This is a genomic window from Winogradskyella sp. HB-48 (assembly GCF_049942685.1).
Taxonomy (GTDB): Bacteria; Bacteroidota; Bacteroidia; order Flavobacteriales; family Flavobacteriaceae; genus Winogradskyella.
The window spans coordinates 17223-42120 of sequence record NZ_CP187934.1 but is presented as its reverse complement, the minus strand read 5'-3'; the positions used below and the strand labels follow the sequence as shown (position 1 = coordinate 42120).

Genomic DNA, 24898 nt, shown 5'->3' with positions numbered 1-24898 from the left:
GTTTTGATTGCTGATTAATAATCTCCTAAAGTTTCTGCGTTTTGGGCTAATCCGCTTGCTAATTGCTCATCGTTTGGTGCTTTTCCATGCCATGCGTGTGTGTGCATCATAAAATCTACACCATTGCCCATAACAGTTTTTAACAATACACATACAGGTTTGCCATTTCCTGTTAGGGATTTGGCTTTTTTCATGCCTTTAAGTATGGCTTCAATATCGTTACCCTCTTCTATTTCTAAAACAGTCCAACCAAAAGCTTCAAATTTTGCTTTAATGTTACCCATTGGTAAAACGTTATCAGTAGAACCATCAATTTGTTGACCGTTTAAATCTACAGTAGCAATTAGATTGTCTATTTTGTTTCCCGCAGCATACATTATAGCTTCCCAGTTTTGTCCTTCTTGTAATTCACCATCACCATGAAGGCTATAAATAAGATGATTGTCTTTATTTAACTTTTTGGTTTCAGCAGCACCTATAGCTACTGACATTCCTTGCCCTAAAGAACCAGACGCAATCCTAATGCCTGGTAAACCTTCGTGAGTTGTTGGGTGTCCTTGTAATCTTGAGTCTATTAATCTGAATGTATTTAATTCATCAATTGGAAAATAACCAGCTCTTGCGAGTACACTGTAATATACTGGTGAAATGTGGCCGTTTGATAAGAAAAATAAATCTTCTCCAATACCATCCATATCAAAACCATCTTTGGTTTCCATTATTTCATTGTAAAGACAAACAAAAAATTCTGCACAACCTAGTGATCCGCCGGGATGACCAGAATTTACTTTGTGAACCATGCGTAGAATATCTCTACGAACCTGAGTAGTTAAATCTTCTAATTGTTTAATATTAGACATGTTTTTGAGCTTAAATTAATGCTGCAAAAATAACTTTTTGTAAGTCGCATTCAAAAGTCGAATAGTGCCATTTATTAACGATTTTGAAGAATTACTAACAATTTTTGAATTTAATTAAGACTCCAATGTATTAGAGTTAATTATATTTGCCACCAGACTTACTTTTATGAAATTTAATTGCTTAGCAAAAGATAAAGAAACTAAGGCAAGAGCAGGAGTTATTACTACTGATCATGGTACTATTGAAACACCAATTTTTATGCCTGTTGGCACCGTTGGTACAGTAAAAGGTGTACATCAGCGAGAATTAAAAAATGATATTAATTCAGACATCATTCTTGGTAACACTTACCATTTGTATCTAAGGCCTCAAACTTCAATTCTAGAACAGGCAGGAGGACTTCATAAATTTATGAATTGGGATCGTAATATTCTAACCGATTCAGGTGGATATCAGGTATATTCTTTATCAGCAAATAGAAAGATTAAGGAAGAGGGAGTAAAGTTTAAATCGCATATTGATGGTAGTTCCCATGTATTTACACCAGAAAATGTTATGGAAATTCAACGCTCTATTGGTGCGGATATAATTATGGCGTTTGATGAGTGTACACCTTACCCGTGTGATTATAACTATGCAAAACGCTCAATGCATATGACTCACCGTTGGTTGGATCGCTGTATGTTGCATTTGGAAAAAGTACCATTTAAGTATGGTTACGAACAAACATTTTTCCCAATTGTACAAGGAAGTACTTATAAGGATTTAAGAATGCAATCAGCTGAGTATATAGCTAATGTAGGTGCACAAGGAAATGCAATAGGAGGTTTATCTGTTGGTGAGCCTGCAGAAGAAATGTATGCTATGACTGAGGTGGTTTGCGATATTTTGCCAGAAGATAAACCAAGGTATTTGATGGGAGTTGGAACTCCAATCAATATTTTAGAAAACATTGCGTTAGGTGTAGATATGTTTGATTGTGTAATGCCAACAAGAAATGCCAGAAATGGTATGCTATTTACTGCGCATGGTACAATAAACATTAAAAACAAAAAATGGGCTGAAGATTTTTCGCCAATAGACGAAATGGGAATCACCTATGTAGATACAGAATATAGTAAAGCATATCTTAAACACTTATTCTCGGTTAATGAATTATTAGGTAAGCAAATTGCTACAATTCATAACTTAGGATTTTATTTGTGGTTGGTAAGAGAGGCAAGAAAACACATCATTGAAGGTGATTTTAAAGTATGGAAAGAAATGATGGTTAAACAAATGGATAAAAGATTATAGTAGGTGAAAATCTTAGATTGGTACATACTAAAGCGTTATTTGTTAACATTTCTAATGATGTTATTGCTATTTATTCCAATTGGAATTACAGTAGATTTGGCAGAAAAAGTTGGAAAAATTATCGAAAACGAGGCGCCTTTTGGTGAAGTTACATCTTACTATGTAGACTTTACTGTGTATTTCGCAAATCTTTTATTTCCCTTGTTCTTGTTTCTGTCAGTCATATGGTTTACATCCAAATTAGCAAATAACACAGAAATTGTAGCTTTCCTTAGCTCAGGTGTTTCATTTTCAAGATTTTTAAGACCTTATATGATAGGAGCTACTATTGTAGCATCTATTGCTTTAGTTTTAGGGATGTATTTAGCACCAATTGCAAGTCAAGGCTTTAATGAGTTTAAATATAAGTACCTTAAAAAGCATAAAAGTATACAAAAGACAAGAGATGTCTATCAACAAATAAATGATAATGACTATATCTATGTAAGTAGCTTTGTTCCTAAAACCAACTCGGGAAGTAACTTTACCTATGAGCATTTTGAAGGGAATGAATTAAAATATAAAATCTTTGCTGATTACATTAGATTCATAGAAAAAGATAGTAGCTACAGACTAACATCATATGTTAAACGTAGTTTTGAAAATGGTATTGAAACTATAGAGAAAGAACGGAGAAAAGATACGATTTTTCCTTTTGAGCTTGAGGATTTAACACCTGTTGAGTATGCAGCAGAAACAAAATCTTATGAAGAGCTTCTCAAATTTATAGATGCAGAAAAAAGACGAGGTTCACCTAATATTGGGAGATATGAGGTAGTAAAATTAAAGAAGTGGAGTTTACCTGTATCCATTTTTATATTAACCATAATTGCAGTGGCAGTATCTTCTGTAAAACGGAGAGGTGGTATGGGTGTTAATTTGGCATTTGGTATTGCGATTGCCATGATTTATGTCTTTTTCGATAAAATATTTGGTGTAATGGCAGAGCAATCTAATTTCTCACCAGTTATTGCAGTGTGGTTTCCTAATGTAATATTTGGTATTTTAGCTGTATATCTTCTACAGAATGCCAAACGCTAGACTAAAGGATTACCTTCATTTACATTTTCTGGTTTTTATAGCTGGTTTTACAGCAATTCTAGGCAAAGAGATATCCGCTGGAGCTACAGCAATTGTTTGGTATAGAATGTCAATTGCAGCGGTTTTAATGTTGATTTATATAAAAATCATTAAACTTAATATTAAAGTAAGTAGAAAAACAATCCTCAAGTTTTCTGCAGCAGGTGTCATAATTGCTCTACATTGGATTACTTTTTTTGAATCCATAAAGCAATCTAATATTTCAATAGCATTAGCCATGTTTTCATCGGGAGCTTTCTTTGCGTCATTTATAGAACCTATCTTTTTTAAAAGACGCATTTTGATTTATGAAATACTCTTTGGTTTAGTAGTAATTTTAGGAGTGTTTTTAATTACAAGCAGCGAATTAAAATATATAAACGGCATAATACTAGGATTACTATCTGCACTTTTTTCTACGTTATTTGCTGTTATCAATGGACGGTTTATAGAGCGATACAACGCAACGGTTATTTCATTTTATGAGTTTATCAGTGGTGTTTTGTTTTTGAGTCTATTTATACATTTTTCAGGTATTCATTTCAATGAGAAATTCTTTGCGCTTTCTCAAATGGATTGGATTTATATTTTCATTTTAGCTTCAGTATGTACAGCATATGCATTTGTAGGAGCAGTAGAGGTTATGAGATATATAAGCCCTTTTACGGTAATTCTAACCTATAATTTAGAGCCAATATATGGTATAGTTTTAGCATTGTTTCTATTTCCAGAAACCGAAAAAATGTCACCACAATTTTATCTAGGTGCAGCTTTAATAATATCTATGGTACTGTTGGATGCTATATTGAAAAACAGTAAAGCACGAAAACGAAAAAAGATACCTGTTAACAATTGAAGTTTGTATATTTGTAAACTTAACTAACTAAAAACTAACTTCAAATTGTATGGAATATTTAGAGTTTGAATTACCTATAAAAGAACTAGAGGAACAGCTTGAAAAGTGCCAGATCATTGGTGAAGAGAGTGATGTAGATGTAACAGAAACTTGTAAACAGATTGAGAAAAAATTAGCTGAAACCAAAAAAGAGATTTACAAAAACCTAACGGCTTGGCAACGAGTTCAGTTATCGCGTCATCCCAACAGGCCATATACTTTAGATCACATAAGAGCGCTATGTGGGGATTCATTTTTAGAACTACATGGTGATCGAAATGTTAAGGACGATAAGGCAATGATTGGTGGTTTGGGTAAGATTGGTGACCAAACATATATGTTTATAGGTCAACAGAAAGGATATAATACCAAGACTAGACAGTATAGAAATTTCGGAATGTCTAATCCTGAAGGTTACCGCAAGGCATTGCGTCTTATGAAATCTGCTGAAAAGTTTGGAATCCCTGTAGTAACCTTAATTGATACACCTGGTGCCTATCCTGGTTTAGAGGCTGAAGAAAGAGGGCAAGGAGAAGCTATTGCAAGAAACATTTTAGAAATGTGTCGTTTAAAAGTTCCAATAATCACCGTAATAATAGGTGAAGGAGCATCTGGTGGTGCACTAGGAATAGGTGTAGGTGACAAAGTGATGATGCTAGAAAACACTTGGTATTCGGTAATTTCCCCTGAATCATGCTCATCTATATTATGGAGAAGCTGGGAATATAAAGAGCAGGCTGCAGAAGCACTAAAGTTAACAGCTAAGGATATGAAACGCATGAAGCTTGTAGACCAAATAATTAAAGAACCTTTAGGTGGCGCTCATACAGATAGAGAAAAAACATTTTCAGCTGTGAGAGATGCAATAGTAAGTTCTTATGAAGAGTTAAAAAACTTATCACCAAAACAATTAGTAAAAAACCGTATGGCTAAATACGAAGAAATGGGAGTCTATAAAGACTAAATACAACAGACATAAGCAACTAAAAAAAACTGAAGTTAAGTCTTCGGTTTTTTTTATCACTATTAACAATATATTAAAGTTATTAACAGTTAGATTGTTAATGAACTGTTGAGATTGCAGATGGGTCAAAACGCATTTCATCGATACTATTTAACTACTTTTGTTACTTATGAAGCAACCTAACCCAATACAAGGATATAAAGTCGATAAAAGCACTATAATCAGCTTAGAGAAAGGAAAAATACCGCCTCAAGCTATTGATTTAGAGGAAGTTGTGCTTGGAGCGATGATGATTGATAAAAAAGGTGTTGATGAGGTTATAGATATTTTAAGTCCAGAAGCTTTTTATAAAGATGCCCATAAATACATCTTTGAAGCTATTTTCAAATTATTTGAAAGCAGTGAACCAATTGACTTATTAACCGTTTCAGCGCAACTAAAGAAAGATCAAAAATTAGATTTAGTTGGAGGTGATTTTTATCTCATTTCTTTAACACAACGTGTATCCTCTTCGGCACATATAGAGTTTCATGCTCGTATCATTCTTCAAAAGTTTATTCAACGTAGTTTAATTAAAATTTCTAACGAAATTATTGAAGATGCTTATGATGAAACAAAAGACGTTTTCGACCTCTTAGATAACGCTGAAGCCAAACTTTATGAAGTTACACAGGGCAACGTAAAAAAATCTACAGAAACGGCTCAAAGCTTAGTAATACAGGCTAAAAAGAAAATTGAAGAAATATCAAATAAAGAGGGATTAAGTGGTATACCAACAGGTTTTGATAAGCTTGATAAATTAACCTCAGGTTGGCAACCAAGTGATTTGATTATTGTTGCTGCACGTCCTGGTATGGGTAAAACAGCATTAACGCTTACAATGGCAAGAAATATTGCCGTAGATTTTAATCAGGCTGTAGCTTTCTTTTCATTAGAGATGTCTTCGGTACAACTTATTACACGTTTAATTTCTAGCGAAACAGGGTTGTCTTCTGAAAAATTAAGAACAGGAAAGCTAGAAAAACACGAATGGGAGCAACTTAATGTAAAGGTGAAAACTTTAGAAAAAGCTCCGTTGTTTATTGATGATACACCATCGCTTTCAATTTTCGATTTAAGAGCAAAAGCACGTCGATTAGCATCTCAATATGATATTAAGGTAATCATGATAGATTATTTGCAACTGATGACTGCTGGAGGAAGTCAAAAAGGCGGAAATCGTGAACAGGAAATTTCTATGATTTCTCGTAACCTTAAAGCCTTAGCAAAAGAGCTCAACGTTCCTGTTATTGCATTGTCGCAGCTATCTCGTGCTGTTGAAACTCGTGGAGGTAGCAAACGACCTCTCCTTTCAGATTTACGTGAATCTGGAGCTATTGAGCAAGATGCTGATATTGTATCATTCATTTACAGACCAGAATACTACAAGATAGATGAATGGGATGATGAAGAGCGTTCACCAACCGAAGGACAAGGTGAGTTCATAGTAGCCAAGCACAGGAATGGTGGTTTGGACAACATCAGATTGAAGTTTATCGGTCATTTAGGTAAGTTTGATAATTTGGATGACTTTGATACGCCTTTTGAATTCCAATCTAAATTGAATGCGGCAGCTAATGACGATACCTTTAAGCCAGATAACTTCCCTTCAGCTTCTGATGCTTTTGATGATCCGGAGGATGATGGTGTGCCTTTTTAACAGCAAATTATAATTTACTAGCTTCTTTTTTAACGTATCTTTACGTTCGGTTATTAAGAAGAAAATTGCCTCATGTTAGACCAAAGACGCACAACAAATATCTTGTTGTTTATAATTGTTATCCCTTTAGTATTTTATTTACTTAAAGTCTTGTCCTTTATCTTTATTCCATTGATTTTTTCAATGTTTATTGCATTGTTGTTTTTGCCTCTGATGCGTCAATTAGGGAGAAGAAAGGTTCCAAAAATAATGAGTATCATAGTGGTTTTGCTATTAGTATCTACTTGTGTCTACTTAGGGATAGAATTAATTAAGCTATCTAGCAAAGAAATACTAGCTACAAAATCTGAATTTATCCCCAAGGCAGAAGGAAAATTGGCAGATTTAAAGGTGTATCTATCCGATAGTTTCGGTATTGAATTTGAACAAGACAAAAACTTTTTAGCTCAATTTTTTGAAAAAGAAAATTTAGGTTCAACTTTTGGGTTTTTAAGAACGTTTTTAACCACACTTCTTATGACAGCCTTTTTTGTGGTATTGTGGTTGGGTGAATCTATAAACGTTCATAATCTTCTTAATAACACGCTTTTAAAACAAAAACACACCTCGATTAAAGCCTTCATGAAGATTGAAAAAGATTTAATAAAATTCATAAAGGTAAAGTTTTTGGTAAGTGCTTTAACAGGGTTGTTTACAGGTTTGATGTGTGTGTTCTTCGATGTTAGTTTTCCAATATTTTGGGGTTTATTTGCCTTTGCGATTAACTTTGTGCAAATGGTAGGCTCTTTTATTTCAGTAATATTACTTTCAATTTTTGCTTTTGTTGAGTTAGATCCAACCAGTACGTTGTTCTTTTTTATACTTTCTATAACGTTGGTTCAGGTAGTTTTTGGTGCCATTTTAGAGCCCATATTTATGGGAAAATCATTTTCAATAAATATCATTGCAGTTCTCGTAATGTTGATGTTTTGGGGATTTTTATGGGGAATTCCAGGATTGATTATGGCGATTCCTATAACGGTTTTCATCAAAATTATTTTAGAGCAATTTCCAAGCACTAAAATTATAGCAAGTTTGCTTTCGGGCAATGAAACTAAGTTAGATTAAGTTTCTAGGAGTTTCAAGAATTGTAATTTTAAGTATCTTTCTACCATAAACTTAAAATTATGGTTCACGGTACGCACAACGCTCAGGAAGACTCTAGAAATGATAAAGTTCTTATTTACATAAATGATCAACTTTTTCCAAGAAATGAAGCCAAAATTTCAGTTTTTGACAGCGGCTATTTAGTAGGTGATGGAGTTTGGGAAGCCCTAAGATTGCACAATGGTGTTTTAGTGTTTTTAGAAGATCACCTTAATAGATTATGGCAGTCTGCAAAAACAGTTGGAATGGCATTGCCATTTACTAAAGACGAATTGACTGAAAAAGTGTGGAATACACTCAATGCCAATACTATGAAAGACGGAGTTCACGTCAGGATTATGGTAACACGAGGCATAAAAAAGACACCATCCCAAGATCCTCGTTTAACGATTTTTGGACCTAATGTGGTTATTATTCCAGAGTATAAAAAAGCTTCAAACGAGTCTAAAGAAAAAGGAATTACATTGTTCACTAGCACTATTAGAAGAGGCTCGCCAGATTACTTAGATCCTAGGTTGAATTGTCATAGTAAGTTACACGAAGTGCAAGCACTAATACAAGCCATTGAAGCTGGTGCAGACGAAGCGTTAATGTTAGATGTCAACGGATTTGTAGCCACGTGTAATGCCACAAATTTCTTTATGGTAAAAAATGGAGAAGTGTGTACATCTACAAGCAAGTATTGTATGAATGGCATCACCAGAGCTAAGGTTATAGAGGTATGTAATTCTAACGGAATTCCATGTGTTGAAAAAGACTTTTCCTTATTTGATGTGTATGGTGCAGATGAAGCCTTTGTAACAGGAACCTTTGGTGGATTAACACCAGTAACAAAGATTGATGGAAGGCAGATTGGTGAAGGTAAATTTGGGGAAATGACAAGAAAATTAAGTGGTTTATACGAAAATTTAATCGAAAGTGAAGTTGCCAAAGGATAACATAAAACGAATTTGTTTGTGGTCTGGCCCAAGGAATATTTCTACTGCGTTGATGTATTCCTTTGCCCAGCGATTAGATACAAAAGTATTTGATGAGCCTCTTTATGCTTATTATTTAAAGAACTATCCCGAAGCACAAAGTTATCATCCAGGTGCAGTAGATATAATGAATACTATGGAACCTGATGGTGAAAAGGTAGTAGAAATGATGCTAAACAATGATGAGAAGCCAGTCCTGTTTTTTAAGCATATGACGCATCATCTTTTGGATTTAGATCGTAGTTTTATGAAAGGCACCATCAATATTATTCTTACTAGAGACCCAGTAGATATGTTGCCTTCTTTCGACAAAGTTATAAATAATCCTACGTTAAATGATGTGGGCTATCAGCTTCATATCGATCTTTTAAATTATTTCGAACAACATAATATTCCTTTCAAAGTTTTAAACTCTAAACAAGTACTAAAAAATCCTGAAGATGCGTTGAGAAAACTCTGTGCATTTGCTGAAATTCCTTTTGAAAAAGCTATGCTATCGTGGAAACCGCAAAAGCGAGAAGAAGATGGTATTTGGGCAAAATATTGGTACCATAATGTTCATAAATCGAGTGGATTTCAAAAATATATGCCTAAAGAAGAGGACTTTCCATCCCATTTAAATCCGCTTCTAGAAGAATGTTTACCACATTACAATAAACTAATGGAATACGCCATTTAGCTCTTAAAAGAATGATAAAATGAACGATAATAGACTAAAATTTGGTTATATTTCGTTCTAAATCTATGAACTTGAAAAAATTATTCTTCATATTATTTGGATTATTTCTTAGTATTAGTGTACACGCTTCGTACATTTTAATTCCTATGGATGCTGAATCTCAGAAAAATCATTTAAAAGCGTATGGTGTTACCTACTGGACTCTAGAACGGGAACTTAAAGTAAACTGGTTACTGAATTACAGAGGCGGATCTTTTTTGTTGCCTGATGCTGAGATCATTCAACGCGAGTGCCAAATCAGAGGTGTGTCATTTGAAGTGATTTCAGATACCAAAGCACAAGAAATCTTAGATGAAATTGCAAGTCCAGCTGTAAACCAAGAAGCGGTCGTGTTAGAAAAAGCACCTAAGATTGCAGTCTACACACCTTATGGCAAACAACCCTGGGACGACGCGGTAACGATGGTTTTGACCTATGCAGAAATTCCTTACGAAACCATTTATGATGAAGAAGTATTAAAGGACGAACTTTTATTATATGACTGGTTGCACCTTCATCACGAGGATTTTACAGGTCAGTATGGAAAATTTTACAGAACGTATCGTTCGGCAGCGTGGTATATTGAAGAAAAAAAAGCGGCAGAAGAATTAGCAAATAAGCTAGGTTACGATAAAGTTTCTGAAGCAAAATTAGCTATAGCTCTGAAAATTAGAGATTATGTAGTAGGTGGTGGTTTTATGTTTGCCATGTGTTCTGCAACCGATAGTTTTGATATTGCTTTATCTGCTGAGGGTGTTGACATTTGTGAACCAATGTTTGATGGTGATGGAAGTGATCCTGGCTACCAAAATAAGATTGATTATTCCAAAACTTTTGCTTTCAAAGATTTTATTCTGGAACGTAGTCCTAATGTCTATGAGTTTTCTTCAATAGATATGACCCAAAAACGCCAAATACCATTTAAAACCGATTACTTTTCTTTAATGGAATATTCTGCTAAATGGGATCCGATTCCAACGATGCTGACGCAAAACCATACCTCTTTGGTTAAAGGTTTTATGGGACAAACTACGTCATTTACGCGAAACGAAATAAAATCGAATGTTTTAGTTATGGGAGAAAATAGAACCAATGGTGAGGCTAAATACATTCACGGAATTAAGGGAAAAGGATTCTTTACTTTTTATGGTGGTCACGATCCTGAGGACTATACCCATAGAGTAGGAGACCCTAAAACAGAATTAGACTTGCACCCAACATCTCCTGGTTATAGATTAATACTCAACAATGTATTGTTCCCAGCAGCTAAGAAAAAGAAGCAGAAGACTTGATTATTAGTGTTTTGAATATTAACTTGAGCTAATCAATTTCAAAAATTTAAAGAATGTCTACGAAAGAACAAATACTTAATAAAATTCAAATTTTAATAACAAACCACTTTAGAACACCAGAAGAAGCATTTTTATTTTTTGATGAAGATGGCGATGGAAAATTATCTAAGGATGAAATAAAAACACTATTAAAGCAGGCAGAAATCAGTGGTTTTCTCAGAGGTATTGTATCTTCTAAATTAATTGAGGGGTACGATAAAGACGGAGATGAACTTATTAATTGGCAGGAATTTAAATATGCTATTGATGAAATTTCAGATGATTCAAAATAGGTTAAATGGAATTTTTTCAAAAGGAAGTTAGATTAAAGCCTTATAATCGAGGTTTTCATATTATAACCCAAGATATCCTTAAAGCAATTCCTGAAATTGAAAAGATAAATATTGGTCAGTTGCAAGTTTTTATAAAGCACACTTCAGCAAGTTTAACAATAAATGAGAATGCAGACCCAACAGTTAGATTGGATTTTGAAAGTCATTTAAACAATTTAGTTCCAGAAAATTTATCCTATTATAAGCATGTCTATGAAGGTGCAGATGATATGCCAGCACACATTAAAGCATCTTTAATGGGAGTTTCAGTTCAAATACCAATCACAAATGGCAAATTAAACTTAGGTATTTGGCAAGGAATATACCTCTGTGAACACAGAAACAATGCTTCAGGTAGAAATTTGGTTATAACAGCTTTCGGAAGCTAAAAAACAAAAAATCCGATTCGTTAGAATCGGATTTTTTGTTAAGCGAAATGTTGTTATTAATTTTGGCTAAAAGCCTTACTTTACTTTGTTTACTATTGCTTCAAAAGCTTCAGGGTGATTCATAGCTAAATCTGCAAGAACCTTACGGTTTAATTCTATATTATTAGCTTTTAATTTCCCCATAAACTTCGAATAGCTCATTCCGTGTTGTCTTGCACCTGCATTAATACGCATAATCCATAACGCGCGGAATGTTCTTTTTTTGTTTTTACGGTCTCTATACGAGTATAACATCGCTTTGTCAACCGCATTTTTTGCTACTGTCCAGACATTTTTACGTCTTCCAAAGTAACCTTTTGCTTGCTTAAGAACTTTTTTTCTTCTAGCTCTTTTCGCAACTGAATTTACTGATCTTGGCATTTCTTTAATTGTTTTTTGTAGTAGGCGACCAAGAATTGGTACTTGCTAAATAATTTTGCCTAACTCCAGGGTTTATAAATTGTTTAACCGGTTAAATTATTACTTCATACGAAGCATTAATTTAACATTATTCTCGTCAGACTCATGTACAGTTGTGTCATGAGTTAACGCTAGCTTACGCTTTTTAGACTTCTTTGTTAAGATGTGACTTTTAAAAGCGTGCTTTCTTTTAATCTTACCAGTGCCAGTTAGTTTGAAACGTTTCTTAGCACTTGATTTTGTTTTCATTTTAGGCATTTTGTCCTAGGTTTAATTTACGTTTCGCTTATCGTTATCCACCGAGGCTTTAGCGTAGGTGGTTTTTTTCTTATTTACTCTTCTTAGGAGCTATGAACATTATCATTCGCTTACCTTCAAGCTTTGGCATTTGTTCTACTTTACCATACTCTTCAAGGTCTTGTGCTAATCTTAATAATAAGATTTGTCCTTGTTCCTTGAATACTATTGATCGTCCCTTAAAAAATACAAAAGCTTTAAGTTTTGCACCATCCTTTAAGAACTTCTCAGCATGTTTCTTTTTAAATTCATAATCATGGTCATCAGTTTGAGGACCAAATCGAATTTCTTTTACAACAACTTTAGTAGCTTTAGCTTTTAAAACTTTTTCACGCTTCTTCTGTTCGTAAAGAAACTTCTTATAATCCATAATCTTACAAACAGGAGGATTTGCATTTGGCGAAATCTCAACAAGATCTAATCCTTGCTCATCAGCCATGGATAATGCTTTTTTGATAGGGTAAATGCCAACTTCGACATTTTCACCTACCAATCGAACTTCTTCAGTTCTAATTTTTGAATTTATACGATGTTTATCCTCTTGGGATTCTCGTTTATTATAATCCTTTCTGTTTCTACGTATTGCTATGGCTTATTTTTTTTAATTAAACTTTATTCATTAAAAGCTTTTTAAGCTTTCATTAATTTTTTTATTGATCAATTTAGAAAAATCACTAACACTTATTGTACCAAGATCTTCACCTCCGTGTTGTCTTACAGTAATAGTGTTATCTTTTTCTTCTTGCTCGCCAACAACTATAATGTAGGGATATTTTTGCATTTCTGCTTCTCTTATTTTTTTTCCTACAGTTTCATTTCTGTTATCTACAAGGGCGCGAATTTCGTTATTTTCTAGCAAATTTAAAACTTTTTCAGCGTATTTTTCATATTTCTCACTTACAGACAATATAATAGCTTGCTCTGGCATAAGCCATAGAGGGAAATTCCCGCCTGTATGTTCTAGCAAAATAGCAACAAATCGTTCCATACTACCGAAAGGTGCTCTATGTATCATTACAGGTCTGTGAAGTTCATTGTCACTACCTTTGTAAGTTAAATCAAAACGCTCAGGAAGGTTGTAATCTACCTGAATAGTGCCTAATTGCCATTGACGACCTAATGCATCCTTAACCATAAAGTCTAATTTAGGCCCATAAAATGCAGCCTCACCGGTTTCAACAACATAATTAAGGCCTTTATCCTTAGCGGCATTTAAAATTGCTTGTTCGGCTTTTTCCCAATTTTCATCACTGCCTATATATTTTTCAGGTTTTTCAGGATCTCTCAAAGATACTTGGGCTGTAAAGTTTTCAAACCCTAAAGAACCAAACACATACAGTACCAAATCTATAACTTCTTTGAATTCTGCGTCTAATTGATCTGGTGTACAAAAAATATGTGCATCATCTTGAGTAAATCCCCTTACACGGGTTAGACCGTGTAATTCTCCACTTTGCTCATACCTGTAAACAGTACCAAATTCAGCAAATCGCTTAGGTAATTCTTTATATGAATAAGGTCTGTTATTATATATTTCGCAATGATGAGGGCAGTTCATAGGTTTTAATAAAAATTCTTCACCTTCAGCCGGAGTATTTATAGGTTGAAAACTATCTTCACCATACTTTGCAAAGTGACCAGATGTTACATATAAATCTTTACTTCCTATATGTGGTGTAACTACCATTTCATATCCAGCTTTTTTCTGGGCAGCTTTTAAGAAGTTTTCTAAACGCTCACGTAATGCAGCTCCTTTAGGTAACCAAAGGGGAAGGCCTTGACCAACTTTTGGCGAAAATGTAAAAAGCTCTAATTCTTTACCAAGTTTTCTGTGATCTCTTCTCTTGGCTTCTTCTAATAGGTGAAGATATTCGGTTAACTCTTTTTGTTTAGGAAATGAAATGCCGTAAACTCTAGTTAATTGTTTTTCATTTTCATCACCTTTATAATAAGCACCAGCAACGCTTAATAGTTTTACAGCTTTAATGATGTCAGTATTCGGAATGTGACCACCACGACACAAATCTGTAAAAGTAGAATGGTCGCAGAAACTTATAGAGCCATCTTCTAAGTTTTCGATAAGATCAACTTTATAATCATTTTTACCTCTATAATAAGAAAGAGCATCAGCTTTAGAAACCTCACGCATTTTGAAATCATGTTTGCCTCTAGCAATTTCCATCATTTTATTCTCAATAGCTTTGAAATCTTTTTCTGAAATTGAATCATCCCCTAAATCTACGTCATAATAAAAACCATTTTCAATAGCAGGCCCAACCCAAAGTTTTACATTCGGATATAGTTCTTCCAATGCTTGTGCTAAAACATGTGCTGAAGAATGCCAAAAGGCTTTCTTTCCTTCGTTGTCTCTCCACGTATATAAAGTAAGACTACCATCAGTGGTTAATGGAGTGGTAGTTTCAACAATAGTATTGTTGAATTTTGCTGAAATAACATTACGCGCAAAACCTTCGCTAATATCTACAGCCACTTCATAAGGAGTTACATCTTTATCAAAAGATCTAACCGAACCATCAGGTAGAGTAATTTTAATCATTAGTAATTTATATAAATTTAGCCCACAAAGATATGCCTATATATATTAAGGACAAAGTGATGTTTTTAATAAAATTTAGCTTAATCCAATGAGTTGGAATTTAGACCAATAAAACATTTCACAAATAAATAGCCTAAAAGTATTTGGTGGTAATGAAAAGGGTTTTATATTTGCGGCCCCTAAAGAGGTGCATCGTGCCGGAAAGAGGGGTCGAGTTCATTCCCATATACAGGCACCGAAAAAAAATAAATTATTTTTTTGCAAAGATGTTGTGGGAATAAAAAAAGGGTTTTATATTTGCACCCGCTTAACGAGGAAACGAGTTAAAAAGCGAAGAGAAAAAGTTCATTAACATATTGAATTGACAGCGTAAATACCGACCGGAAACGGTTGGTAATAACAAGAGAATAGATCATTTAGAGTACCGGAGAATTCCTATCGGTTGTTAGAGAAATAAGTCTTAGGACTTAAAGATTTAACGATGAAGAGTTTGATCCTGGCTCAGGATGAACGCTAGCGGCAGGCCTAACACATGCAAGTCGAACGGTAACAGGGAAAAGCTTGCTTTTTCGCTGACGAGTGGCGCACGGGTGCGTAACGCGTATACAATCTGCCTCTTACTGGGGAATAGCCTTTGGAAACGAAGAATAATACCCCATGGAATCCAAATTTCGCATGTTATTTGGATTAAAGCCTCGGCGGTAAGAGATGAGTATGCGTTCTATTAGCTAGATGGTGCGGTAACGGCGCACCATGGCAACGATAGATAGGGGCCCTGAGAGGGGGATCCCCCACACTGGTACTGAGACACGGACCAGACTCCTACGGGAGGCAGCAGTGAGGAATATTGGACAATGGGCGAAAGCCTGATCCAGCCATGCCGCGTGCAGGAAGACTGCCCTATGGGTTGTAAACTGCTTTTATACGGGAAGAAACCCACCTACGTGTAGGTGGCTGACGGTACCGTAAGAATAAGCATCGGCTAACTCCGTGCCAGCAGCCGCGGTAATACGGAGGATGCAAGCGTTATCCGGAATCATTGGGTTTAAAGGGTCCGTAGGTGGATTGGTAAGTCAGAGGTGAAAGCCTGCAGCTCAACTGTAGAACTGCCTTTGATACTGCTAGTCTTGAATTATTGTGAAGTGGTTAGAATATGTAGTGTAGCGGTGAAATGCATAGATATTACATAGAATACCGATTGCGAAGGCAGATCACTAACAATATATTGACACTGATGGACGAAAGCGTGGGGAGCGAACGGGATTAGATACCCCGGTAGTCCACGCCGTAAACGATGGTCACTAGCTGTTCGGACTTCGGTCTGAGTGGCTAAGCGAAAGTGATAAGTGACCCACCTGGGGAGTACGTTCGCAAGAATGAAACTCAAAGGAATTGACGGGGGCCCGCACAAGCGGTGGAGCATGTGGTTTAATTCGATGATACGCGAGGAACCTTACCAGGGCTTAAATGTAGATTGCATTAGTTGGAGACAGCTATTTCTTCGGACCATCTACAAGGTGCTGCATGGTTGTCGTCAGCTCGTGCCGTGAGGTGTCAGGTTAAGTCCTATAACGAGCGCAACCCCTGTTGTTAGTTGCCAGCGAGTAATGTCGGGAACTCTAGCAAGACTGCCGGTGCAAACCGTGAGGAAGGTGGGGATGACGTCAAATCATCACGGCCCTTACGTCCTGGGCTACACACGTGCTACAATGGTAGGTACAGAGAGCAGCCACTTCGCGAGAAGGAGCGAATCTATAAAGCCTATCACAGTTCGGATCGGAGTCTGCAACTCGACTCCGTGAAGCTGGAATCGCTAGTAATCGCATATCAGCCATGATGCGGTGAATACGTTCCCGGGCCTTGTACACACCGCCCGTCAAGCCATGGAAGCTGGGAGTGCCTGAAGTCCGTCACCGCAAGGAGCGGCCTAGGGTAAAATCGGTAACTAGGGCTAAGTCGTAACAAGGTAGCCGTACCGGAAGGTGCGGCTGGAACACCTCCTTTCTAGAGAAAGACGACTGATAGGAAGCTATCAAGATATAGGGAAACATTTGGTTCTGTTCTCTTGCTGTTAATTTAAGATATCAATAATTAAGTAGAGTCTCATAGCTCAGCTGGTTAGAGCGCTACACTGATAATGTAGAGGTCGGCAGTTCGAGTCTGCCTGAGACTACTAATTAAAGGAAATTCTAGAAGTTGAGTGGGTAGTTGGACTAACTACTAACTACTATATACTAACTACTAGTATATGGGGAATTAGCTCAGCTGGCTAGAGCGCCTGCCTTGCACGCAGGAGGTCACCGGTTCGACTCCGGTATTCTCCACAAGACCGAAAGGTTAAGAGTTCATTGACATATTGAAAAAGATACATGAAAATTAGATAGAAATATTTAATAAAATTAATAATTGTAACGAGCAATTATAACTCATTAAAAAGACAAAAGTACAATAAGCTAAACAAGAGCGTATGGGGAATGCCTAGGCTCTCAGAGGCGATGAAGGACGTGATAAGCTGCGAAAAGCTGCGGGGATTGGCACATACAAATCGATCCGCAGATATCCGAATGGGGCAACCCAGCATGTTGAAGACATGTTATCCGAAAGGAGGCGAACCCGGAGAACTGAAACATCTAAGTACCCGGAGGAGAAGAAAACAAAAGTGATTCCGCTAGTAGTGGCGAGCGAACGCGGAATAGCCCAAACCAGTATTGTTACGGCAATGCTGGGGTTGTAGGACTGCGACATTGGTTGTGTGATGAACTAGAACTGTTTGGAAAGACAGGCCAGAGACGGTGATAGCCCGGTATAGGCAAAGATCATTAACCATAGCAGTATCCTGAGTAGTGCGGGGCACGTGTAACCCTGTATGAATTTGTCGGGACCATCCGATAAGGCTAAATACTCCTGAGAGACCGATAGTGAACTAGTACCGTGAGGGAAAGGTGAAAAGAACCCTGAATAAGGGAGTGAAATAGAACCTGAAACCATACGCTTACAAGCGGTCGGAGCGGACTTGTCCGTGACGGCGTGCCTTTTGCATAATGAGCCTACGAGTTACCGTTGCTAGCAAGGTTAAGCACTTCAGGTGCGGATCCGTAGCGAAAGCGAGTCTGAACAGGGCGCTTAGTTAGTAGTGGTAGACGCGAAACCGTGTGATCTACCCATGGGCAGGGTGAAGCTGTGGTAACACATAGTGGAGGCCCGAACCGGTTGACGTTGAAAAGTCTTCGGATGACCTGTGGGTAGGGGTGAAAGGCCAATCAAACTCGGAAATAGCTCGTACTCCCCGAAATGCATTTAGGTGCAGCGTTGGTTTAGTTTTATAGAGGTAGAGCTACTGATTGGATGCGGGGGCTTCACCGCCTACCAATTCCTGACAAACTCCGAATGCTATAAAATGATGACCAGCAGTGAGGGCATGGGTGCTAAGGTCCATGTCCGAGAGGGAAAGAACCCAGACCATCAGCTAAGGTCCCCAAATGTATGTTAAGTTGAATAAACGAGGTTGAACTGCTTAGACAGCTAGGATGTTGGCTTGGAAGCAGCCATTCATTTAAAGAGTGCGTAACAGCTCACTAGTCGAGCGGTTCGGCATGGATAATAATCGGGCATAAACATACTACCGAAGCTATGGACTTGAAAAAGTGGTAGGGGAGCATTGTAGTGTCGTCGAAGGTGTACCGCGAGGTATGCTGGAGAAGCTACAAAAGAAAATGTAGGCATAAGTAACGATAATGCGGGCGAGAAACCCGCACACCGAAAGACTAAGGTTTCCTCAGCTATGCTAATCAGCTGAGGGTTAGTCGGGACCTAACGCGAACCCGAAAGGGGTAGTGGATGGACAACGGGTTAATATTCCCGTACCTGCTCACGTTAAAAGTGACGGATCTCCGTGGTTGCTGCGTACTGACGGAATAGTACGTTGAAGCGCAAGCAATAGTACACTGAGGCTACGGCCAAGGTGATAATGCAGCGAAGGGGGTTCCAAGAAAAGCGAGTGAAGCAGCCCGTACCGTAAACCGACACAGGTAGTTGGGATGAGAATTCTAAGGTGCTCGAGAGATTCATGGCTAAGGAACTAGGCAAAATAGACGCGTAACTTCGGGAGAAGCGTCGCCCATCTCCGGATGGGCCGCAGTGAAAAGGTCCAGGCGACTGTTTATCAAAAACACAGGGCTCTGCTAAATCGAAAGATGATGTATAGGGCCTGACACCTGCCCGGTGCTGGAAGGTTAAGTGGAGGGTTTAGAAGTTTACTTCGAAGATCTCAAATGAAGCCCCAGTAAACGGCGGCCGTAACTATAACGGTCCTAAGGTAGCGAAATTCCTTGTCGGGTAAGTTCCGACCTGCACGAATGGTGTAACGATCTGGACACTGTCTCAGCCATGAGCTCGGTGAAATTGTAGTATCGGTGAAGATGCCGATTACCCGCAGTGGGACGAAAAGACCCCGTGAACCTTTACTATAGCTTAGTATTGGCTTTGGATAAGTAATGTGTAGGATAGGTGGGAGACTTTGAAGCGGCGTCGCCAGGCGTCGTGGAGTCATTGTTGAAATACCACCCTTTGCTTATCTAGAGTCTAACTTCGGGAGAAGGACAGTGCTTGGTGGGTAGTTTGACTGGGGTGGTCGCCTCCAAAAGAGTAACGGAGGCTTCTAAAGGTTCCCTCAGCACGCTTGGTAACCGTGCGCAGAGTGCAATGGCATAAGGGGGCTTGACTGAGAGACATACAGGTCGATCAGGTACGAAAGTAGAGCATAGTGATCCGGTGGTTCCGCATGGAAGGGCCATCGCTCAAAGGATAAAAGGTACTCCGGGGATAACAGGCTGATCTCCCCCAAGAGCTCACATCGACGGGGGGGTTTGGCACCTCGATGTCGGCTCGTCACATCCTGGGGCTGGAGAAGGTCCCAAGGGTTGGGCTGTTCGCCCATTAAAGTGGCACGCGAGCTGGGTTCAGAACGTCGTGAGACAGTTCGGTCTCTATCTACTGTGGGCGTTAGAAATTTGAGTGGATCTGACTCTAGTACGAGAGGACCGAGTTGGACGAACCTCTAGTGTACCTGTTGTTCCGCCAGGGGCATTGCAGGGTAGCTACGTTCGGAAGGGATAAGCGCTGAAAGCATATAAGCGCGAAACCCACCGCAAGATGAGATTTCTTTAAAGGGCCGTGGAAGATGACCACGTCGATAGGCTACAGGTGTAAAGGCAGTAATGTCATAGCCGAGTAGTACTAATAACCCATAGGCTTATTGTACGCCGCTCTTTTTATAGGTAAAGCATTCATGTGATTTTTTCAATATGTCAACAATATTGGTTCTTGGACAAGGTCCGGGACAAAGATTTAAGGTGGTTATAGCGACGGGGCTCACCTCTTACCTTTCCGAACAGAGAAGTTAAGCCCGTTAGCGCCGATGGTACTGCACTTGTGGAAGAGTAGGTCGCCGCCTTTTTTGAAAGCCCTTACAGATATGTAAGGGCTTTTTTTGTTTTTAAAAAGGTAATTTTAATTTGAAAAGAAATTTAGTTTTTTCTTTTAAAAATACTGTCCATGATGGTATTTAAGCTAATAAATAGCATAGATATTGCACCAAAGCAAAGTGTTATTCCTATGATTAGAATAGGATAATATAAAGGTTTTTCATAATTACTGAATGCAATATGGATCATCGTAGGCCCAAGAAACATCAAAACTAAGCAAATAGCCAAACGCTTAATGCCCTTTCTTAGAACATCTTTATTAGTTTCATTATTTTCCATATTGTTCTATACTATGTCTTACGGATTTGTATTTTTGAAGTAAATTTTGAGCTTCTTCCTCTGAAATATTCAACTCATTCATGATCATTTTTACACCTCGATCTACAAGTTTATTATTGCTTAGCTGCATATCTACCATTTTATTCCCTTTGACAAGTCCAAGTTGTATCATAGTCGTTGTAGTGATCATATTTAAGACTAATTTTTGGGCTGTGCCAGCTTTCATTCTTGAGCTACCTGTTAAAAATTCTGGTCCAACTATGACTTCAATAGGAAATTTAGACTTTAGGCTTAAAGGACTATTTTTATTGCACGTAATGCAACCAGTTACTATATTTTCGGTATTGCATTTTTCTAAAGCACTAATAACGTATGGCGTAGTTCCTGAAGCTGCAATTCCGACAACAACGTCTTTACTCGAAATATGATATGCTTCTAAATCTTGCCAACCTTGCATATGTGAATCTTCTGCATTTTCAACAGCTTTTCTTATAGCGGTATCGCCACCTGCAATTATACCAATGACCAAATCTTGAGAAACCCCAAATGTTGGTGGACACTCAGAAGCATCTAAAATACCTAACCTTCCACTTGTCCCTGCACCAATGTAAAATAAACGGCCACCATCCTTTAGTTTTTTTACAACAATTTCAATTAAGGCTTCAATTTGAGGTAATGCTCTTTCTACAGCTAATGGAACTGTTTTATCCTCAGTGTTAATATTAGTAATAATCTCATTGATTGTCATCTTTTCAAGATGATTATAGTGAGATTCTTTTTCCGTAGTTTTTTCGAAATTCATATTATAAAAATAAAGAATTTCAAGCTTATTGTATAGTATAAATTACTTCATCTACTTCAGACAGTCTGAAGTAACCGAAAGGAAAATTTTCGGGATTTGTAGTATTAATACAATTTCCTCTTACAGTGGCTGGTTGGGTTTCAAACGGCCCACCTCCTTCTTCACTTCCTTGTTGAAGTAATATGAACATATAATCATAGAATTGATCTGAAATACCGTAATTTCTGATGGTTACTATATCGTTTGCTTCCAAATCTTCTTCAGTATAAAAGCCGAAAATTTGATTGCCATCCGTAAAGCGATCTTCATACACTTCTAAAGTTGGGATTATAGCAATATCACTTAGAAATTCAAAAAAATAATAATTTTCAATGTTTGCAGGATCTGTATAAAATGCCTTTAACTCTATATCCTCGCCAGAAAAACCACCTTCATCATTTTGTTCTACAAAATCTATTGGAACAACGGATTTTAAGGTTTCTGTAGCCTCATAGGTTTCACCGTTATAAATTATGGTAAGAGTGTACGTTTCATCAATAACAGGTGTAAAGTTATTGTTTCTATATACACCTGATTGTCCGTCTTCAATAAAATTGAAACTATTATTATTACTATCTGTAACAACGACAACGGCATTGTTTGCAGGTGGTACAGATTCCTCAAAGAAGGGTGCGGTTAAGCTGAGCTTTATACTTTGTTCGTTTCCGGCCGTGTTTTTAAACCAGTTTATTGATGCGTCTATGACTAATCGAGGTTCAGCCGTATTTAAATCTACATCCACGACATCTTCACAATTAGTGAATACAACAAAAAACAACAGTAATGTTACAATTCTTTTCATAGTTAAAATTTAAAATTATAGGATATAGAAGGGACAATACCAAATATAGCTAACCTAACAGCTTCATTGGTGCCGGACATTCTATTTTCCCTAAATGTTATATTGGCCGCATTTCGTCTATTGTAAACATTATAAATACCAAATACCCATTCACCTTTAAAACGTTTTTCACTTTCTGGATTTGGATTATAATTCACGGAAAGATCTAATCTGTGATACGATGGTAATCTACTGGAATTTCTACTTTCATAACTAGGAATTACGATTCCATTATACTCATACTGTCCATTTGGAAAAGTTGCTGGCTGCCCTGTCTGAAATATGAAATTAGAACTAAATTTCCATTTTTTATTTAAGTCATAACTCGCCGTTAGTGATATATCGTGGGTTTTATCAAAAGGGGTATTGTACCATTCTCCATTGTTAATACCTGTTTCTAAGGATGTTCTGCCAGGTGTTCTTTGTTCGGATTTAGATAGGGTATAGGCGAGCCATCCTTTTAGTCGACCTTCATTTTTTCTGAATAAAATTTCCATTCCGTAAGCTCTAGCTTCACCATTGAGAATCACCTGTTCAATGGCGTTATTGGCAATGAGATCTGCGCCATCTATATAATCTATTCTATTCTGAATGGTTTTATAGAACGTTTCTATCTCTAATGAAAATACATTATCCTTAAATGTTCTAAAATAACCAAGAGCTATTTGATCTAGTAACTGCGGTTTTATATACTTTCCGCTTGGTGTCCACACATCCAATGGTGTCGGTGAACTGGTATTTGATAGCAGATGTAAATACTGACTCATTCTGTTATAACTAGCTTTTACGGACGAAAAATCATTCAATTGGTATGCCAATGCAAAGCGCGGTTCTATATTGGCAAAAGATTCAATTACATCACTTCTATTAAAAGATTCAGTACCTGTCGGCTCAGCCTTTTCATAAATGCCCAAGTCTTGGTTGAAAAGTACAGGGTTGTCATTCTCGTAAATATTCAATTCATCTTGTCCTAAACGATGAAAGGTACTGAATCTTGCACCATAGCTTAGACTGAATTTGTTGCTTAGTTTATGCTCTGCATCTAAATACACAGCATTTTCAAACGCATATTTATCTATAAGTTTAAATGGGTTGATTCCAGAATCTTCAGTGTTTGGATTAATTTCACCAGGATTGAATTTGTAATAGATACTGTTTAGACCGTATTCTAACTTAAAATTATTGCTTATATAATGTTTTAAATCGTATTTAATGTTAAAATTTCTAATACCAGATTCCCACTCAAAGCCAACAAAATTTAAGTCTAAACCGTAATAATAATCTGAATAAATGAGTGACACATTAGAAAATAATTTATCTGAAAATAAATGATTCCACCTAAAATTTACAACGGTGTTTCCGTAAGTATTTTCAAAACTATCTTGTATGCTAAACACATCTCTTCCAAAATATCCAGACAAGAAAACACTATTTCTATCATTTAAACGATAACTTAATTTAGTATTTAAATCATAAAAATAGGCTACGTTATCTAGGTCGAAAAGTGGAATAAACAAATGAGCGTAACTGCTACGACCTCCAAACAAAAATGAGCCTTTATCTTTTTTTATAGGCCCTTCGGCGAGCAAACGACTCGAAATAAGACCTATACCTCCATTCATATGAAATTCACTGCTGTTTCCTTCTTTTTGATAGATATCTAGTACCGAAGACACACGTCCGCCGTATTTTGCAGGTATTCCACCTTTATAGAGTTTAAGGTCTTTTATGGCATCTGGATTAAAAACCGAAAAGAAACCAAATAAATGCGAGGAATTAAATATGGTTGCTTCATCTAAAAGAATAAGGTTTTGATCTGCAGCACCTCCTCGAACATTAAAACCCGAAGAACCTTCGCCAGCATTGGTTACACCTGGCAAAAGGGTTATGGATTTGATGACATCAACTTCACCCAAAACAACAGGCATTCGCTTTATTGTTTTTATGGATAAAGCGTTAACGCTCATTTGTGGTTTTCTAATATTTAACTGTTCAACATTTTCGGTGATAACGACTTCATCTAAACTTTCGGCGGCTTCTTGAAGCTGAAAATTTTTGGTGGTATTTGTATTAAGAATTACAGTTTCTGTTATGGTTTTAAAACCCAAATAACTAATTTGAATGGAGTAAGTTCCTTCAGGTATTGTTATCGAATAGAAACCATATTCATTAGTCATTGTACCAGATTGAATTTCGGGTATTAAAATGTTGACACCTATCAAAGTTTCATTGGTTTTATCATCTGTAATGGTTCCGCTAATTGTAAATTTTTCTTGAGCTAATAATATACTCGGAAAAAAGCATAATAAGAATAGAGTTACTCTGTAGGTTATAGCCATATTTACTTAGTTGGTATTTGTTTCAAAAAACGATTCAATTGAACATTTGTAACACAAATTTAAGGATATAAAAAA

The 24898-nt window shown here is 36.9% G+C and carries 20 protein-coding genes, 2 tRNA genes and 3 rRNA genes; 16 read left to right on the top strand and 9 right to left on the bottom strand.

What is annotated here, in order from left to right; all coding sequences use genetic code 11:
• Positions 1-14: 14 nt before the first annotated feature.
• Positions 15-860: a transketolase gene (locus ACPX19_RS00205; protein WP_426430805.1), complete on the bottom strand. Its 846-nt coding sequence runs from the start codon at positions 858-860 to the stop codon at positions 15-17.
• 166 nt (positions 861-1026) lie between these two features.
• Between ACPX19_RS00205 and tgt the strand changes: the two genes are divergently transcribed.
• The 11 genes from tgt to ACPX19_RS00150 all read left to right on the top strand — a co-directional run bounded on the left by tgt (position 1027) and on the right by ACPX19_RS00150 (position 11727).
• Positions 1027-2157, top strand: a complete 1131-nt coding sequence (gene tgt, locus ACPX19_RS00200; protein ID WP_426430804.1) for a tRNA guanosine(34) transglycosylase Tgt — start codon at positions 1027-1029, stop codon at positions 2155-2157.
• A 3-nt stretch (positions 2158-2160) separates the two neighbouring features.
• Complete coding sequence (locus ACPX19_RS00195) at positions 2161-3237, top strand: LptF/LptG family permease (RefSeq protein WP_426430803.1); 1077 nt, start codon at positions 2161-2163, stop codon at positions 3235-3237.
• Complete coding sequence (locus ACPX19_RS00190; RefSeq protein ID WP_426430802.1) at positions 3224-4132, top strand: DMT family transporter; 909 nt, start codon at positions 3224-3226, stop codon at positions 4130-4132. The genes ACPX19_RS00195 and ACPX19_RS00190 overlap by 14 nt, the downstream gene beginning before the upstream one ends.
• Before the next feature lie 49 nt (positions 4133-4181).
• Complete coding sequence (locus tag ACPX19_RS00185; RefSeq protein WP_426430801.1) at positions 4182-5135, top strand: acetyl-CoA carboxylase carboxyltransferase subunit alpha; 954 nt, start codon at positions 4182-4184, stop codon at positions 5133-5135.
• Between the two features lie 169 nt (positions 5136-5304).
• Positions 5305-6834: a replicative DNA helicase gene (dnaB, locus tag ACPX19_RS00180; RefSeq protein WP_426430800.1), complete on the top strand. Its 1530-nt coding sequence runs from the start codon at positions 5305-5307 to the stop codon at positions 6832-6834.
• 72 nt (positions 6835-6906) lie between these two features.
• Positions 6907-7941, top strand: a complete 1035-nt coding sequence (locus tag ACPX19_RS00175; RefSeq protein WP_426430799.1) for an AI-2E family transporter — start codon at positions 6907-6909, stop codon at positions 7939-7941.
• 59 nt (positions 7942-8000) lie between these two features.
• Complete coding sequence (locus tag ACPX19_RS00170; RefSeq protein WP_426430798.1) at positions 8001-8918, top strand: aminotransferase class IV; 918 nt, start codon at positions 8001-8003, stop codon at positions 8916-8918.
• Positions 8905-9636, top strand: a complete 732-nt coding sequence (locus tag ACPX19_RS00165) for a sulfotransferase family protein (protein ID WP_426430797.1) — start codon at positions 8905-8907, stop codon at positions 9634-9636. Before ACPX19_RS00170 ends, ACPX19_RS00165 begins: the two co-directional genes overlap by 14 nt.
• Positions 9637-9782: 146 nt before the next feature.
• Positions 9783-10967: an asparagine synthetase B gene (locus tag ACPX19_RS00160; RefSeq protein WP_426432402.1), complete on the top strand. Its 1185-nt coding sequence runs from the start codon at positions 9783-9785 to the stop codon at positions 10965-10967.
• A gap of 53 nt (positions 10968-11020) precedes the next feature.
• Complete coding sequence (locus ACPX19_RS00155) at positions 11021-11299, top strand: EF-hand domain-containing protein (protein WP_426430796.1); 279 nt, start codon at positions 11021-11023, stop codon at positions 11297-11299.
• A 5-nt stretch (positions 11300-11304) separates the two neighbouring features.
• On the top strand, positions 11305-11727 hold the full coding sequence (locus ACPX19_RS00150) for a secondary thiamine-phosphate synthase enzyme YjbQ (RefSeq protein WP_426430795.1): 423 nt from the start codon (positions 11305-11307) through the stop codon (positions 11725-11727).
• A gap of 75 nt (positions 11728-11802) precedes the next feature.
• Here the strand turns inward: ACPX19_RS00150 and rplT are convergent, their stop codons facing one another.
• The 4 genes from rplT to thrS form a co-directional block, all read right to left on the bottom strand.
• Entirely contained in the window at positions 11803-12147 is a 345-nt protein-coding gene (gene rplT, locus ACPX19_RS00145) for a 50S ribosomal protein L20 (protein WP_426430794.1), read from the bottom strand.
• A 99-nt stretch (positions 12148-12246) separates the two neighbouring features.
• Complete coding sequence (rpmI, locus tag ACPX19_RS00140; RefSeq protein ID WP_426430793.1) at positions 12247-12444, bottom strand: 50S ribosomal protein L35; 198 nt, start codon at positions 12442-12444, stop codon at positions 12247-12249.
• Positions 12445-12514: 70 nt separating this feature from the next.
• A complete protein-coding gene (infC, locus tag ACPX19_RS00135; protein WP_426432401.1) occupies positions 12515-13066 on the bottom strand; it encodes a translation initiation factor IF-3 in 552 nt (183 codons plus the stop codon).
• Positions 13067-13102: 36 nt separating this feature from the next.
• Entirely contained in the window at positions 13103-15040 is a 1938-nt protein-coding gene (thrS, locus tag ACPX19_RS00130) for a threonine--tRNA ligase (protein ID WP_426430792.1), read from the bottom strand.
• Positions 15041-15518: 478 nt separating this feature from the next.
• On the opposite strand from thrS, the gene ACPX19_RS00125 reads away from it, so the two are divergent.
• The 5 genes from ACPX19_RS00125 to rrf all read left to right on the top strand — a co-directional run bounded on the left by ACPX19_RS00125 (position 15519) and on the right by rrf (position 20495).
• Positions 15519-17044: ribosomal RNA gene (locus ACPX19_RS00125) — 16S ribosomal RNA — on the top strand.
• Positions 17045-17139: 95 nt separating this feature from the next.
• A tRNA-Ile gene (locus ACPX19_RS00120) sits at positions 17140-17213 on the top strand.
• A gap of 77 nt (positions 17214-17290) precedes the next feature.
• Positions 17291-17364 (top strand) — tRNA-Ala (locus ACPX19_RS00115).
• Between the two features lie 122 nt (positions 17365-17486).
• A 23S ribosomal RNA gene (locus ACPX19_RS00110) occupies positions 17487-20299 on the top strand.
• Between the two features lie 88 nt (positions 20300-20387).
• Positions 20388-20495, top strand: a 5S ribosomal RNA gene (gene rrf / locus ACPX19_RS00105).
• Together the 16S, 23S and 5S rRNA genes with 2 tRNA genes alongside form the textbook arrangement of a ribosomal RNA operon.
• Positions 20496-20565: 70 nt before the next feature.
• Here the strand turns inward: rrf and ACPX19_RS00100 are convergent.
• Genes ACPX19_RS00100 through ACPX19_RS00085 form a run of 4 tightly spaced genes read right to left on the bottom strand, consistent with a single transcriptional unit; the run spans position 20566 to position 24823 of the window.
• Entirely contained in the window at positions 20566-20802 is a 237-nt protein-coding gene (locus tag ACPX19_RS00100) for a DUF6095 family protein (RefSeq protein WP_426430791.1), read from the bottom strand.
• Positions 20792-21604 carry an N-acetylmuramic acid 6-phosphate etherase gene (murQ, locus tag ACPX19_RS00095; RefSeq protein WP_426430790.1) on the bottom strand — a complete coding sequence of 271 codons (813 nt, stop codon included), beginning with the start codon at positions 21602-21604 and terminating at the stop codon, positions 20792-20794. The genes ACPX19_RS00100 and murQ overlap by 11 nt, the downstream gene beginning before the upstream one ends.
• Positions 21605-21629: 25 nt before the next feature.
• Entirely contained in the window at positions 21630-22445 is an 816-nt protein-coding gene (locus ACPX19_RS00090) for a DUF4249 domain-containing protein (RefSeq protein WP_426430789.1), read from the bottom strand.
• Between the two features lie 2 nt (positions 22446-22447).
• The gene (locus tag ACPX19_RS00085; protein WP_426430788.1) at positions 22448-24823 is read right to left on the bottom strand and encodes a TonB-dependent receptor; all 2376 of its coding nucleotides are present in this window, start codon (positions 24821-24823) and stop codon (positions 22448-22450) included.
• Positions 24824-24898 lie beyond the last annotated feature (75 nt).